We start from the raw sequence: 12,871 nt of genomic DNA on the forward strand, positions 1-12,871 counted from the left end.
ATACGCCGGTAGAGTGATGTTTCGTGGCACCACGACCGTTGAATGAAGTAGTTGAGCCCGGGTGGGCCGAGGCGCTGGCCCCTGTGGCCGGAAGCGTCGCCGCGATGGGAGATTTCCTGCGTGCGGAGGTCGCAGCCGGCCGCACCTATCTGCCGGCCGGCGCGAACGTTCTGCGCGCATTCCAGCAACCCTTTGACGAGGTACGCGTCCTGATCGTCGGTCAGGACCCCTATCCGACACCAGGGATGGCCATGGGACTGAGCTTCTCCGTGGCCCCCGAGGTGCGTCAGCTGCCCGGCAGTCTGGAGAACATCTTCCGGGAGCTGCACACGGACCTGGGGCTCCCGCGACCGTCCAACGGCGATCTGACGCCGTGGACGCGCCAGGGTGTGCTGCTGCTGAACAGGGCGCTCACCACGGCGCCCCGTAAACCCGGTGCGCACCGTGGCAAGGGCTGGGAGGAAGTGACCGAGCAGGCCATCCGGGCCCTGGCCGCGCGTGGCAAGCCCCTGGTGTCCGTGCTGTGGGGGCGCGACGCCCGGAATCTGCGGCCGTTCCTCGACGACTTCCCGGCGATCGAGTCTGCGCACCCCTCGCCCATGTCGGCGGACCGCGGCTTCTTCGGGTCGCGCCCGTTCAGCCGTACCAATGAACTTCTGCTCCGCCAGGGGGCCCAGCCGGTGGACTGGCAGCTGCCGTAGACAGGGCAATCGCCCCGGCGTTCCGCCGGCCCCGGAGTGACACCGGCTCCCTCTCGGGGCCGGTGTCACGTCCTCGGATCACCTGCGTGTCACGTCACGTGTCCGCCGGCGGTCACGGACCGATGGCCGCCGCCCGGACGCAGAGGACATCCGGCAGGTGCGAGGCGAGCTGCTGCCAGCTGTCCCCGTCGTCCGCGCTCGCGTACACCTCACCATTGCGATTGCCGAAGTAGACGCCCGCAGGATCGGCGTCGTCCGTACAGAGCGCATCGCGCAGCACCGTGCCGTAATGCGTCTCCTGGGGCAGGCCCGCCGACAGCGGCTCCCAGGTGCTTCCCGCGTCGCCGGTGCGGAAGACCCGGCAGCGGTGCTCGGCCGGCACGCGGTCGGCATCGGCGTTGATCGGGAAGATGTACACCGTGTCCGCGCGGTGCGGGTGCGCGGCTGCGGCGAAACCGAAATCGGAGGGCAGGCTCCGGCCGATGTCCGTCCAGTTGTCCCCGGAGTCGTCGCTCCGGAACACTCCCCAGTGGTTCTGGAGGTAGAGCCGGTCGGGATCGACCGCGTCCCGGGCCACCTTGTGGACGCACTGACCGAACTCCGGATTCGGGTCGGGGAGGAAGACCGCCGACACTCCCTTGTTCGACGGAGCCCAGCTCGCACCGCCGTCCTTGGTACGGAACACCCCGGCCGCGGAGACCGCGACCGTCACGGCCCTGGCATCCCTGGGGTCCGTGAGGATGGTGTGCAGACCCTCACCGCCCCCGCCCGGCACCCACTTCGAACGCGTCGGATGCTCCCACAGCGGGCGGACCAGCTCGAAGGACACCCCGCCGTCGTCAGAACGGAACAGCGCTGCCGGCTCGGTCCCCGCGTACACGACATCGGGTGCCTCGGGGCCCGCCGGGTGCAGCTGCCAGACCCGCTCCAGCGATGCCTCGGTGAACTGCGGGAACTTCACGGCCGGTTGCTCCGGTTCGACCCAGGTGCCGCCCAGGTCGTCGGAGCGGAAGACCGACGGGCCCCAGTGCGCACTGTCCCCGCCGACCAGTAGTCGAGGGATCTGCCTGCGGGTGTCGATGGCGATCGAATAGATCGCCTGGGCATTGAAATGCGGGCCGTCGAACTCCCACGCGCCACCGCGGCGGCGGCCGATGAAGAGTCCCTTGCGGGTGCCTACAGTGAGCAATACGTCGGCCATGGCCGAACCTCCCGAAACGCCGTTGTATCGGATAAGGGCCAGTCTGCACCCCACCACTGACAGTGACCCGCAGGGCAGCTCCGGACCCCAGGACCCTGTTGCTTCCACGGTCGGCGAAGGTGCGGCGTAGCAGGCATGGAGAGCGCTTGCTCAGCGTCAATGCGGAGAGACCGAGGAGCGGCTGTGCCGACCTTCGCGGGCGCGGTGCATCCTCGCCGCGTCGGGTTTCCGGCAGACGCCACTGGCCCCGGGTGCCCTGGTCCGGTTCACGCCGGGCACGATCACCGCCTGGTCAACGAGGACGGGCTGCGCATCGTAGTCCTCATGGAGCACAGCGGGGGCCAGGAAGCGGAAGGGGGCCGCCGCCACGTTCGACGACCGGCGGACAGCTCGACGCTCTGGCGCGTGGCGAGAGCGGCTACCCCGCCGACGCCTGTGTGCACGCCGAACAGCCTTCCGCGTACGGAAAGTTCGGCATGTGCGGCCGCCTGGACGTCTACCGCGGCTGACCGACCCCGGCGATGCCACCGCCGACGGAGCGCGTCAGGACCCGGGTCGTGCTGCCGTCGTCCTCCACCGTGTCCCGGACGTGCCGGAAGCCGATCCGGCCCAGCAGCGCCAACGACGCTGCGTTCTCGGCGGCCACCGTCGCATGCACCTCGGTGAGCCCGAGGGTGTCGAACGCGTACGAGGTCAGTGTCTGCGCGATCTCGGTGCCGAACCCCTGCCCCCATGCGTCCGGAGCCAGGGCGTAGACGATCTCGTGGCCGTCCACCTCCGGTGCCGGGGAAGGCTTTATCTCCGCATGACCGACCAGACGGCCGCCCTGTCGCACGGCCCATACGTCGAAGAGCTCCTGTGCGTACACCTTGCTGAAGACCCGTCCGAACAGGGCGCGGTCCTCGGCCTCGGTAGAGGGTCCGTCACCCATCCACCGGGAAACCCGTGTGTCCTGGAAGAGCGCCACGAAGCCGTCCTCGTCCGCAGGTGTGTACGGCTCCAGGAGCAACCGCCCGGTGCGCAGGGTGGGTGTCGTCATGACGGGGGACGGTACGCGGGTCCGGTCCGGCCCGCAACGCAATAGTGCAGGTCGGACAAGGTGAACGGGGTGCGGGCAGGAAGGCGGCGGCGGGGCTGCTGCGCACCACCGGTTTGGTGGCGAGGCCGACGCGGGTGGTCGCGGGCCGGTCGCCCCGGCCGAGGTTCAGGACCAGACGGGCGGCGGTCTCGGCCGTCTCGATGAGCGGTTGGCGCACTCTGGTGAGCGGTGGTCCGATCCAGCGGGTGAGGGGCGGATCGTCGAGCCCGACGACGCCCAGGTCCTCCGGGATGACGACGACGCACCACAGAAGGTGAACGTCACGGCGGTGACGGGTTCCGACGACGGCACGATGAACGTCCAGTGGGCCCGCAACGCCTCGGACAGCGTCAACGTCACCAGTACGGTGCACCGGATCGGCCGGTCCGGAGTCCATGTGCTGAAATTCTGGATGGTCGACCCGGCGGTGGTGCTGCAGAACCTGGTGGTCGACACCGGCGGCCTCAAGCCCAGCTGTCTGGGCCCGCCGGAGAGCCTCCGGCCGGACTGAGCCGGAGGGCGCACCGGGCAAGGGGAGAGCAGAGCGATGACAAATGGCATCGAGGACCGCGACGGACACCCAGCGACCCTGGAGGTGACCCCCATCGGGGCGAGGGTCCAGGTCCGGGGCGTGGCACCGTCGGGAGAGCTCACTGTCATCTGCGCCCCCGCCCGAGCCCGGGAACTGGCGGCGGCGCTCATCCTCGCGGCGGACGAGGCCGAGAGCGCGCAGTCGGCGGAGCCCGTCACCGTCAAGGCGCGCGCACTGCGTCGAGGGGATGTGCGGGACGGCGACCGGGCCATGACGGTGGAGGGCGTCAGGATCGACGGCGCCACCGCCCATGTCACCTGGAAGTCGGGTGCCGGACGCAGCTGGACCCAGGGTTACGACGCGGACGCCGCGATCACGCTGAGGCGTCGGGGATAGCCGCATACGGCCGCTCAGCGGCGCGTGAGGCGCATTCCTGGCCGGAAACGGACCGGGAATGGGCCTCACTCATGCCGCGCCCTTGTACGAGGCACGTCGTAATTTGACAGGTGTCGTAGTACGAGATGTATCGTACTAACGATTTTTCCGTACCCGTCGAAACGGAGTCCGACGTGAGTGCCCTTTTCGAGCCCTACACCCTGCGGTCGCTCGTCATTCCCAACCGGGTGTGGATGGCGCCCATGTGCCAGTACAGCGCCGAACCTGCGGGGCCGAACGCGGGCGTCGCGACCGACTGGCACTTCGCCCACCTCGCGGCGCGCGCCGTCGGTGGAACCGGACTCATCCTCACCGAGGCGACGGCTGTCAGCCCCGAGGGCCGGATCAGCCCGGCAGACCTCGGCATCTGGAACGACACCCAGGTGGCCGCCTTCCGCCGGATCACGGACTTCGTCAAGGGGCAGGGATCGGTTCCTGGCATCCAGCTCGCCCACGCCGGTCGCAAGGCGTCGACGGCTGCCCCCTGGCTGGGTGGCGGTCCCGTCGGGCCGGACGCGTACGGTTGGACGCCCGTCGCCCCCAGCCCGCTGCCGTTCGACGACGGTCACCCTGTGCCGCACGAACTGACGGTGGACGAGATCCAGGGCGTCGTCGGCCGGTTCCGCGAGGCTGCCCGCCGCGCGCTAGACGCGGGCTTCGAGGTCGCCGAGGTGCACGGAGCCCACGGATACCTCGTCGGACAGTTCCTCTCCCCGCACACGAACCGGCGTGACGACGAGTACGGCGGCAGCTTCGAGAACCGCATCCGATTCGCCCTGCAGGTCGTCGACGCGGTGCGGGAGGTCTGGCCGGAGGAACTGCCCGTCCTCTTCCGGATCTCCGCGACGGACTGGCTCACGGAGAACGACGAGGACGAGCGCGAGGGCTGGACCGTCGACGAGACCGTACGACTGGCCAAGGAGCTCCAGGCCCACGGTGTCGACCTGCTGGATGTCTCCAGTGGCGGGAACGCCCCGCGCGCCCGCATCGAGGCCGGTCCGGGGTACCAGGTTCCCTTCGCCGAGCGGGTCAGGGCGGAGACCTCGCTCCCCGTGGCGGCCGTGGGCCTGATCACCGAGCCGCAGCAGGCCGAGAAGATCATCGCAGAAGGCCGGGCGGACGCGGTTCTCCTCGGGCGCGAGCTGCTGCGGAGCCCGTCGTGGGCCCAGCACGCAGCCCGCGAACTGGGCGGCGAACTCCGCACGCCGGAGCAGTACCTCCGCGCGGTCTGACAACTGGACGGCCGCAGCCGGGGGCTGCACCGGGCACTGCACCTGGGCCTCGCCGTGCGTACGGTGGGGCCCGGTGCGTCTGCCCGCGGCGCCGGTGCCGAGTCGAGCGCCGTCAGCGCTGCCGGGCGCGGAAGAGGTCGCGCAGCAGAGCGATCGGCCGCGGTCAGAATTTTGCCGCACTCTCTTGCGGTGGGAAGTTGCCTGGGCGCGACAGGTGCGTAAAGAGCTGCGACGTGGGCAGTTGTGCGGGTGCGGGGGAATGGCGGAATGCGCCGTGACCGTCCGGGGCTACGAGCTCGACACGCAGGGACATCTGAACCAGGCCGTCTATTTGGAGTACGCCGAGCACGCACGCTGGGAGCTGCTGCGCGCTGCCGGCCTGCCGCAGGAGAAGCTGCTGGCCAGCGGCGTCGGGCCGGTGGCCCTCGAGACGACGGTGAAGTTCCTGCGGGAACTCCGCGGTGGCGACCGGGTACGGGTGACCTGCCGGTTCGTATACGGCGAAGGGAAGACGTTCAAGGTCGCGCAGAAGATCCTCAAGGAGGACGACACGGTCGCGGCGCAGGTCACGGGTGTGGCGGGGATGCTCGACCTGACGTCCCGCAAGCTGATCGCCGATCCGGCCGGACATCTCGCCTCACTCGCCGAGAATCCGGACCTGCTCAGCGGCTGACGCGGCCGCCCCCGCGGCTATGCGGTCCCGGCGGTCGGGCCGACCTGCTGATAAAGCGTCACCAGCACGCCGAGCACAGGCTGATCGTCGGCGTCCTCCTCGGCATCGTCGACCAGCCGGGCGAGGGTCTCGCCGAGTTGTTGTGCCTTCGCGGGGCTCAGCTTGAGATGACGCAGCGTCAGATGCGTCTCGGTGGGGGAGTGGTTCAGCTCCTGGGCGACCGCGGCGAACATCGCCGGGGTGCCTGCGCCTTGCGGTTCGGCGACGACGATGCGGCGGGCCGTGCGCCGGTAGTACTGCTCGGTGCCGCCGCGGATCTGGCGCGTCTCGGCGATGCGGACCAGCCCCGCTTCGCGCAGCACCTTGAGGTGCTGGACACGGTACGCGCCTGGGCGGAGCTCCACATGGAAGAGCTCACAGACGCCCGTGAAGCGGCATCGCGCGCCGCCTGCCCCGGGTGATGCGCGGCCGGATCCGTCGTACGATGAATCTCAAACTACGATGGGTCTCGTATGGTGAGAGACCGGACCAAGCCAGGAAGTGGAGCCATCGTGACCCCAGCCGGCGCCCCTGCCGCAAGCGCCGCTGCGGTCGGCGGCCGCTCGCTCGACCACCCCGCGCGGGACGAGATCCGCATCGAGGGTGTGCTCCACGCACTCTCCGACCCGATGAGGCTGCGCGTGGTCCGCGAGCTGGCCGCCGCCGATGCCGAGCTCACCTGCTCCCGCTTCGACCTGCCGGTGTCCAAGTCGACGACCACGCACCACTTCCGGGTGCTGCGCGAAAGCGGGATCGTCCAGCAGATCTACCGCGGCACGGCCAAGATGAACGGGCTGCGCCGTGACGATCTGGAGGCGCTGTTCCCCGGTCTTCTGGACAGCGTCCTCGACGCCGCGAACCGGCAGGTGCAGCGCATCGGCGAGGACCGCTGAGGGTTGCCCCGTAATCCCTGGTGGATCGTCGCGCGGCGTCAGATGCGGTGCGTCGCAAGGCGGAGGAGGGAGGCAACGCGGAGCGTTGTCGACTGACGACCACGCCGCGAATGTGCGCGACCGGTGCCCCGCGACGCCGCCTCTCATGTGCCGGTCGGTCCTGGCCTCACGATCAGCCCCGGTCGCCACCCTCCGCGGCGCTCAGCAGCCCCGCCCAGTCCGGGATCTTCACCGGCCCCCGGCCCAGCGACCGGCCCAGCGCCGTCTCCGCCCGCTCGATGGACAGCCAGCCGTCCCACTCCACCGGGCGCAGCCCCCACGCCCGCAGCGCGACCACCGGATCGGGTGCCGACGGGCGCCCGGCGAGCAGCCTGGCGTCATCGAGCAACGATGCCACCGTCTCCTTCGCGCACGACCGGTTCGACCCGATCACTCCGGTCGGCCCCCGCTTGATCCAACCGGCGACGTATTCCCCGGGCGACGGCACCCCGTCCCGCAGCACCCGCCCCGCCAGATGCGGCACCGTCCCGCGCGCCGGGTCGAACGGCAGGCCGGGCAGCGGCAGCCCGCGGTAGCCGACGGCCCGCAGCACGAGCTGGGCCTCGATGTCCTCGTACGTACCGGCGTCGCGCACGCCCCCGCTGCCGTCCGGCACGGTACGGGCGAACCGCACCCCGGCCACCCGGCCGTCGCGCTCCAGCAGCTCGACGGGGCGCAGGAAGAACCGCAGGTGGATCGTGCGCAGTGGGTCCCCCTGCGCGCCCGCACCTGCGATGCCGGCCGCGGCCCATCCGCGCAGGACCTCGACATTGCGCCGCGCCGCCGCCGTCAAGGGCGGCGCGTTCGGTGGTGAGGACAGGGCCGGCGTCGACCGGGGGGACGGATCGACGTACTCCGGGTCGAGGGCCAGCTCCGCCTCGTCCACCACCACCCGCGCCCGAGGCAGCGCGCCCAGCTCCCGCAGCTCCTTGGTGGTGAACCGGGCCTGGGAGGGTCCGCGCCTGCCCGCCATGTGGACCTCGCGCACCCGGCTTCCGGCCAGCGCGCCGAGCGCCCCGTGCGGCACGTCGGTGGGGCGCAGCTCCTGCGCGCTCCGGGCGAGAATCCGCGCCACGTCCACCGCCACATTGCCGACCCCGATCACCACGACCGAACGGGCCTGCAGCGCAAAGCTGTTGGCGGCCGCGTCGGGGTGTGCGCTGTACCAGGAGACGAACTCGGTCGCGGAGCAGCTGCCGGGCAGGTCCTCGCCGGGGACGGCGAGGCCGCGGTCGGTCGCCGCCCCGACGCAGTACACGACCGCCTGGTAGAGCTCGCCGATCCGTTCGGGCGGGATCCCGTCGCCACCCACCTCGACATTGCCGAGGAAGGTGATCCGCTCGTGCTCCAGGACGGTCCGCAGACTGTTCTGCAGCGACTTGATCTTCTCGTGGTCGGGGGCGACGCCGTAGCGCACCAGGCCGTACGGGCAGGGGAGTCGGTCCAGCACATGGACCCGGACATCGGGCACCCGGTCCTGCTCGACCAGGGCCTGGGCGGTGTAGACCCCGCTGGGACCGGAGCCGACGACGGCGACACGGAGCACGGCGCACCTCTTCCCGCAGGATGCCTCAAGCATGGCACCGGCGGCCGGGGAGGGGGAGAGGCGCGCCCGGGGTGCGGTCAGGACGGCAGCGCGCGCATTCTGTCGATCTCCACCGTCCGTTGGGCGACGACGTCCCCGGCCACCTCCTCGACCTGCACGGAGTTCCCCCGCGAGAGCAGCTCCGTCGCCATCGTGACCGCTCCCCGATGGTGGGTGATCATCAACTTCAGGAAGAGCTTGTCGAAGGCCGCGCCGTCCGCCGTCCGGAATTGTTCCAGTTGCGCAGGGGTCGCCATTTTGGGTATCGCCGAGTGATCGTGGCCGCTCTTGCGCTTCTCTCCGCCATTGTGTTTGAGCCATCCCTCCATGGCGCCGATCTCCGGCTTCTGGCCTGCGGTGATGCGCTTGGCGAGCCGCTTGACCGCGGGGGAGTCGGAGCGGGCGGAGGCGAGACCGGTCAACTCCAGTGCCTGGGCGTGGTGTTGGATCATCATCTGCACATATCGGAAGTCGGCCGAGTCGGGGGTGTCGGCCCCGGCCGCCTTCGAGGCCTCCGCGGCGGGCAAGGTCCGCGCGGGCTCGCCCGGTTTCCGGGCGCCGCAACCGAAGGCCGACACCATCCCGCTCCACCGCGCACCGAGTGCGTCCCGCCGGGCGGACCCTCCCGCCCGGCGGGACGCCGCAACCGGCGGTTGCGTCAGGCGGCTGTCCTGGCGCTTTTGCCGGTCGCCGCGGCCCATTCCACCAGCAGCCGCTGGTACTGCTCCTCGTCCTCCGGGGACAGGCAGCCGCCGGAGCGCTGCCACAGGTCACGAATCTCTTTGTTCACCACAGCGGCGGTACGCACGGAATCGGAGGAGCACGGAGAACGGGACATACGTACAGGCTAAGGCCCCGATGTGACAATCCGACCCATTGGGTGTCGGGGACATCTCTCACATGTCTCTCAGGCAATGCCCGGCAGCAGTCCCAGCATCCGCAGCCCATCGGGCCGCTCCTCCACCGGCAGATGCTGCACAAGGCGCACATCGCAGCCCAGCGCCGCCGCCCCGCCATCGGCGCGCCGGTCGTCGCCGACCATCACCACAACCGTCGGATCCTGCCCTATGGATGTGCAGGCCGTGTGGAAGAGCCGTGCGTCCGGCTTCTGGATGCCGTGCTCGTACGACAGGACGTAGGCGTCGATCAGGACGTCCAGGCCGTGTGCCCGGAAGACGGGCCGCAGGTCCCAGCCGATGTTGCTGACCACGCCGATTCGGATGCCGCTGTCGCGCAGCGCGCCGAGCACCTCCGCCGCGTCCGGGTAGGGCTGCCAAGCGGCAGGTGATCTGTGCCGCTCGTACAGCGCGTCGTACAGCCCCGGATCCGGCAGAGCCACCCGCCGGGCCAGTCCCGTGTACGCCTTCCGGTGGAGTTCCGCGCTCTCGTCGCGGGTGGCCCACACGGATGCGAGCCGGGCAGGAACGTGCTGGGGAGGCGGGCCGCCCGGCAACGCCCCGGCGGCCTCGAGCCCCCGCGCGTATCGCTCGAAGTCGGCCGCGCTCACTGTCACCTCCCGCTCGGCGAGGACCGCGCGCAGCCAGGACCGGACCGATTCGATACGAAAGAGGGTCCCGGAGAAATCGAAGAGCACACCCTTGATCTGCATGGACGCGATCCTTCCCGGTTCAGGAGCGCTGCTGCAAGGCAGGTCCGCCACGCCCTTCGTACCGGGCGAACCCGGCGATGGAGAACCCGACCAGGGCCGCTCCCAGCAGCCAGCCGCCCAGGACGTCGCTCAACCAGTGGACCCCCAGGTAGAGCCGGGTGACGCCGACCCCGATCACCGACACCCAGGCCACCGCCAGCGCCGTCCGCCACATCCGGGGGCCCGTACCGTGCCGTCGCAGCAGCCAGAGCAGCAGAGCACAGCTCACCATCGCAGTCATCGCGTGACCGGAGGGGAACGCCGCGTAGTGGGCGGAATCCACCGGGTCCGGCCACCGCGGACGCTCCCGGCCGACCGCGGACTTCAGCCCCTGCTGCAGGAGGGTCGACAGCACGCTCGTCACCGCCACCCACACCGCGAGCGCCCGCGCCCCGCGCCACCACAGCGCCACCACGGCCATCGCGATCAGGGCGCGCATGGTCCACGGATCCCACACCCAGTCGGTCAGGATCCGGTTCGCGTGGACGAGACCGGGTTCGGTGACCGCCCTCCGGTGCAGGGCCTTTGCGACCGTACGGTCCAGCGTCATGAGCGGCGACCAGCGCACGGCGACCAGGATCAGCAGGACCAGGGCGGCAGACGCACAGACCACGGCCGTGCCGAAAGGCGTGACGGCGGAGCGGGTGCGGGCCGGTGGGGCGAGCGGCGGGGAGGGCATGGGGTGATCTTCGCGGACGATCCGCGCACCCGGCTATCCCAGTGCGCTGAGTCCCGGTATGAATGCCACCAGAAGCGGAACCACCGGTACCAGAGCGGCCGCCGCGGTCAGCCGGAGCCGACGGCCCGCGGTGAGCCGTTCCACCGGGGTCAGCAGCCGGTTCACCCGCTGCGGCAGCTGAGCGTCCGGCGTCGGGCACGGGCCGAACACGCCACGGTCCTCGTTGAGTTCCACCAGGGCGAGAGCGATCGTGAGCCGTCCGAAGCGCCTCGAGGCCATATCGTCCGCGGCCAGTTCGACCAGCCGGTGCATCTCGTCGCGGAAGGCCGCGAACACCGGCACCTGCGGAAACCCGATCGCGAGTGCGCCGGAACAGTGCAGCAGCCAGTCGTGCCGGGCCTTCGCGTGTCCCTGCTCATGAGCCAGCACCGCATCGAGCTGGCGACCCTTCAGGCGGGCAAGTGCCGTGGTGGTGATGACCAGTTGAGGTGCGGCACCGGGCAGCCACCAGGCATCCGGACGCTCTCCCTCCAGTACGACGAGCCGGCCGCTGCCGGGCTCCTCCCCGGGCATCAGCGGGGAACGCACCAGCAATTCGGCGCGGCGTCGCCTGCGACGCACCTGGGCGCGGTGGATCTCCCGGGTCAGCATCGCTGCCGTCCACACCCCGCCGAGCGCCAGCAGCACGGCCATGGCCGCGGACCACCGCCCGTGCCCGCCCAGTGCATACGCCTCCACCACGGCGCGCGGCGCCGGCGCGAACACATGCCCGCGCACCGCCTGCCAGGCCGCGGCCGCGCTGAACGTCATGGAGAGCGCGAAGGAGAGCAGCACCCCGGCCACCACACACTGCCAGACCCACAGCGCAACGACCGGCTCGCGCTCCGGCCACTGAGCCCGCGCCATCAGACGCGGAGTCACGATGGCGGTCAGTGCACCGAGCAGCAGCAGCACGAGGGAGACCAACATGACGTCAGCCTATGAGTGGCGCGGTAGCCACGGGTATGGCTGCGCACGGCAAGTGACGCACGCCACGGTTTTGCCCGCCCCCTGTCTCACAAAGTGAGCAGCATCGCGAACATGGCGATCCCCATCGTCAGCCGACAGGCGAGAGCCAGTTCGGGCCATGCGCCCCAGCCGCCCCCGACCGGCCCCCCACCACCGCCCGCCGTGGCCGCAACCGGTATCAACCGGGCCCCCGAACGCAGCACATACACCGCGTAGTAAGCCAGCAGCAGTCCGGTCAGCAGGGGGATGCCTCCGGCCGTCGCCACGACAGCGTGGCCAGTGTGTCCGCCGTGCTCGCCGTGCGCCCCTCCAGCGCCCGGCGACATCGCCAGCGCCATGTAGACCATCGCCGACGACCCGACCAGATGGTGCAGATGGTGCCTGCTGTGCCGGGAGAACCACAGCGCGCGCAACGAGGCAGCGCCGAACAGCACCGCGTACACCGCCCACCCCCACACAGGTGGTGTCACGACGGCAGCCGGCACCGCCATGGCGGCCATGCCGAAGCCCATCAACGCCTCCGCACGTGCCGTCCTGCGCCCCTCCCCGGTCTCGCTGCGCGTGCGCAGCAGGCAGTACGCGCCCGTCATTGCGCACAACGCCATGAGCAGCCAGCCGGACATCGCCGGTCCGTGCACAGCGCACCTCCCCCTGGACGTATGACGCCGGTCCTCCTTAGTCGATGCCCGGGCCCGGACCGTCGTACGCGGCGCACTGAGGTACACGGGGAGCGCGTGGAGGGGTGTTCCTCGCCGCGCAGTGTGCTCCCGCCGGCTCGGTCAGCCGAGCGCGATGGACTTGAAGGCGCGTGCCTGGTCGGTGATGGCGGGCTCGGTGGGGAGCCGTTCCCTGGGCGGGGCGCCGAAGAAACCGGCCATTGCGGAGGCGCGACACCGTGATCGTGGAGGCCCCACCTTCCGCGGCGCTCCGGAAGCCCTGCGGGCCGTCTTTCCCGCCGTGGACGGCTTCCGTCACCACCTGCGCCTCCTGTTCGCGGATCACGACGGCGGCCTGGAGAAGGTGCCCAGCCCTTACGACCTCCCCCACGATAGGGAGCGGGCTCCCGACGCCCTGCGACTCCGCTTGCGGCGTTGTCGTCAGTCAACGACGCTCCTTCCCCGAGCTCTC

At 70.7% G+C, this 12,871-nt stretch carries 15 protein-coding genes and 3 pseudogenes; 7 read left to right on the forward strand and 11 right to left on the reverse strand.

The genetic code is table 11. The features are described 5' to 3' along the window. Positions 1-23: 23 nt before the first annotated feature. Positions 24-701 (forward strand): uracil-DNA glycosylase, encoded by a 678-nt coding sequence (locus ABTZ94_RS09915; RefSeq protein ID WP_351199296.1) that lies wholly within the window; start codon positions 24-26, stop codon positions 699-701. A 112-nt stretch (positions 702-813) separates the two neighbouring features. Here ABTZ94_RS09915 and ABTZ94_RS09920 read toward each other — a convergent pair whose 3' ends face one another. After that, the gene (locus ABTZ94_RS09920) at positions 814-1,902 is read right to left on the reverse strand and encodes a WD40/YVTN/BNR-like repeat-containing protein (RefSeq protein ID WP_351199298.1); all 1,089 of its coding nucleotides are present in this window, start codon (positions 1,900-1,902) and stop codon (positions 814-816) included. Positions 1,903-2,113: 211 nt separating this feature from the next. On the opposite strand from ABTZ94_RS09920, the pseudogene ABTZ94_RS09925 reads away from it, so the two are divergent. Continuing rightward, a pseudogene (locus ABTZ94_RS09925) lies at positions 2,114-2,411 on the forward strand (hypothetical protein); the annotation flags it as partial. Here the strand turns inward: ABTZ94_RS09925 and ABTZ94_RS09930 are convergent. Further along, a complete protein-coding gene (locus ABTZ94_RS09930) occupies positions 2,399-2,941 on the reverse strand; it encodes a GNAT family N-acetyltransferase (protein WP_351199300.1) in 543 nt (180 codons plus the stop codon). The pseudogene ABTZ94_RS09925 and the gene ABTZ94_RS09930 sit on opposite strands and share 13 nt — an antisense overlap. Positions 2,942-3,029: 88 nt before the next feature. Then, positions 3,030-3,233: pseudogene (locus ABTZ94_RS09935) on the reverse strand (substrate-binding domain-containing protein); the annotation flags it as partial. Here ABTZ94_RS09935 and ABTZ94_RS09940 point away from each other — a divergent pair. The 4 genes and pseudogenes from ABTZ94_RS09940 to ABTZ94_RS09955 all read left to right on the forward strand — a co-directional run. Next, positions 3,234-3,491: pseudogene (locus ABTZ94_RS09940) on the forward strand (hypothetical protein); the annotation flags it as partial. Between the two features lie 36 nt (positions 3,492-3,527). After that, a complete protein-coding gene (locus tag ABTZ94_RS09945) occupies positions 3,528-3,908 on the forward strand; it encodes a hypothetical protein (RefSeq protein ID WP_351199302.1) in 381 nt (126 codons plus the stop codon). A 173-nt stretch (positions 3,909-4,081) separates the two neighbouring features. Next, positions 4,082-5,179 carry an NADH:flavin oxidoreductase/NADH oxidase gene (locus tag ABTZ94_RS09950; RefSeq protein WP_351199304.1) on the forward strand — a complete coding sequence of 366 codons (1,098 nt, stop codon included), beginning with the start codon at positions 4,082-4,084 and terminating at the stop codon, positions 5,177-5,179. A 259-nt stretch (positions 5,180-5,438) separates the two neighbouring features. Continuing rightward, complete coding sequence (locus ABTZ94_RS09955; RefSeq protein WP_351199306.1) at positions 5,439-5,852, forward strand: acyl-CoA thioesterase; 414 nt, start codon at positions 5,439-5,441, stop codon at positions 5,850-5,852. 17 nt (positions 5,853-5,869) lie between these two features. Here the strand turns inward: ABTZ94_RS09955 and ABTZ94_RS09960 are convergent, their stop codons facing one another. Continuing rightward, on the reverse strand, positions 5,870-6,256 hold the full coding sequence (locus ABTZ94_RS09960; RefSeq protein WP_351199308.1) for a transcriptional regulator: 387 nt from the start codon (positions 6,254-6,256) through the stop codon (positions 5,870-5,872). 147 nt (positions 6,257-6,403) lie between these two features. On the opposite strand from ABTZ94_RS09960, the gene ABTZ94_RS09965 reads away from it, so the two are divergent. Continuing rightward, a complete protein-coding gene (locus ABTZ94_RS09965) occupies positions 6,404-6,784 on the forward strand; it encodes an ArsR/SmtB family transcription factor (RefSeq protein WP_351199310.1) in 381 nt (126 codons plus the stop codon). 172 nt (positions 6,785-6,956) lie between these two features. Here ABTZ94_RS09965 and ABTZ94_RS09970 read toward each other — a convergent pair whose 3' ends face one another. From ABTZ94_RS09970 to ABTZ94_RS10000, 7 genes are all read right to left on the reverse strand, one after another. Continuing rightward, the gene (locus tag ABTZ94_RS09970) at positions 6,957-8,369 is read right to left on the reverse strand and encodes an FAD-dependent oxidoreductase (RefSeq protein WP_351199312.1); all 1,413 of its coding nucleotides are present in this window, start codon (positions 8,367-8,369) and stop codon (positions 6,957-6,959) included. Between the two features lie 77 nt (positions 8,370-8,446). Continuing rightward, positions 8,447-8,989 carry a DUF305 domain-containing protein gene (locus ABTZ94_RS09975; protein WP_351199314.1) on the reverse strand — a complete coding sequence of 181 codons (543 nt, stop codon included), beginning with the start codon at positions 8,987-8,989 and terminating at the stop codon, positions 8,447-8,449. 77 nt (positions 8,990-9,066) lie between these two features. After that, complete coding sequence (locus tag ABTZ94_RS09980) at positions 9,067-9,246, reverse strand: hypothetical protein (RefSeq protein WP_351199316.1); 180 nt, start codon at positions 9,244-9,246, stop codon at positions 9,067-9,069. 69 nt (positions 9,247-9,315) lie between these two features. Beyond that, positions 9,316-10,017 (reverse strand): HAD family hydrolase, encoded by a 702-nt coding sequence (locus ABTZ94_RS09985; protein WP_351199318.1) that lies wholly within the window; start codon positions 10,015-10,017, stop codon positions 9,316-9,318. Positions 10,018-10,036: 19 nt separating this feature from the next. Beyond that, positions 10,037-10,735, reverse strand: coding sequence for a phosphatase PAP2 family protein (locus ABTZ94_RS09990; RefSeq protein ID WP_351199320.1), 699 nt, complete (start codon positions 10,733-10,735; stop codon positions 10,037-10,039). A gap of 33 nt (positions 10,736-10,768) precedes the next feature. Next, positions 10,769-11,704, reverse strand: a complete 936-nt coding sequence (locus ABTZ94_RS09995) for a M56 family metallopeptidase (RefSeq protein WP_351199322.1) — start codon at positions 11,702-11,704, stop codon at positions 10,769-10,771. 86 nt (positions 11,705-11,790) lie between these two features. Continuing rightward, positions 11,791-12,381: a DUF5134 domain-containing protein gene (locus tag ABTZ94_RS10000; RefSeq protein WP_351199324.1), complete on the reverse strand. Its 591-nt coding sequence runs from the start codon at positions 12,379-12,381 to the stop codon at positions 11,791-11,793. Positions 12,382-12,871: the final 490 nt, after the last annotated feature.

This window comes from Streptomyces sp. NPDC002785, from assembly GCF_040295565.1.
In the GTDB taxonomy this organism is placed as follows: domain Bacteria; phylum Actinomycetota; class Actinomycetes; order Streptomycetales; family Streptomycetaceae; genus Streptomyces.

Excerpts from the sequence above, each read along its gene's own strand:
- ABTZ94_RS09920 (WP_351199298.1), bottom strand. The coding sequence starts at position 1,902 with ATGGCCGACGTATTGCTCACTGTAGGCACCCGCAAGGGACTCTTCATC.
- ABTZ94_RS09930 (WP_351199300.1), bottom strand. The coding sequence starts at position 2,941 with ATGACGACACCCACCCTGCGCACCGGGCGGTTGCTCCTGGAGCCGTAC.
- ABTZ94_RS09945 (WP_351199302.1), top strand. The coding sequence starts at position 3,528 with ATGACAAATGGCATCGAGGACCGCGACGGACACCCAGCGACCCTGGAG.
- ABTZ94_RS09955 (WP_351199306.1), top strand. The coding sequence starts at position 5,439 with ATGGCGGAATGCGCCGTGACCGTCCGGGGCTACGAGCTCGACACGCAG.
- ABTZ94_RS09975 (WP_351199314.1), bottom strand. The coding sequence starts at position 8,989 with ATGGTGTCGGCCTTCGGTTGCGGCGCCCGGAAACCGGGCGAGCCCGCG.
- ABTZ94_RS09980 (WP_351199316.1), bottom strand. The coding sequence starts at position 9,246 with ATGTCCCGTTCTCCGTGCTCCTCCGATTCCGTGCGTACCGCCGCTGTG.
- ABTZ94_RS09985 (WP_351199318.1), bottom strand. The coding sequence starts at position 10,017 with ATGCAGATCAAGGGTGTGCTCTTCGATTTCTCCGGGACCCTCTTTCGT.
- ABTZ94_RS09990 (WP_351199320.1), bottom strand. The coding sequence starts at position 10,735 with ATGCCCTCCCCGCCGCTCGCCCCACCGGCCCGCACCCGCTCCGCCGTC.
- ABTZ94_RS09995 (WP_351199322.1), bottom strand. The coding sequence starts at position 11,704 with ATGTTGGTCTCCCTCGTGCTGCTGCTGCTCGGTGCACTGACCGCCATC.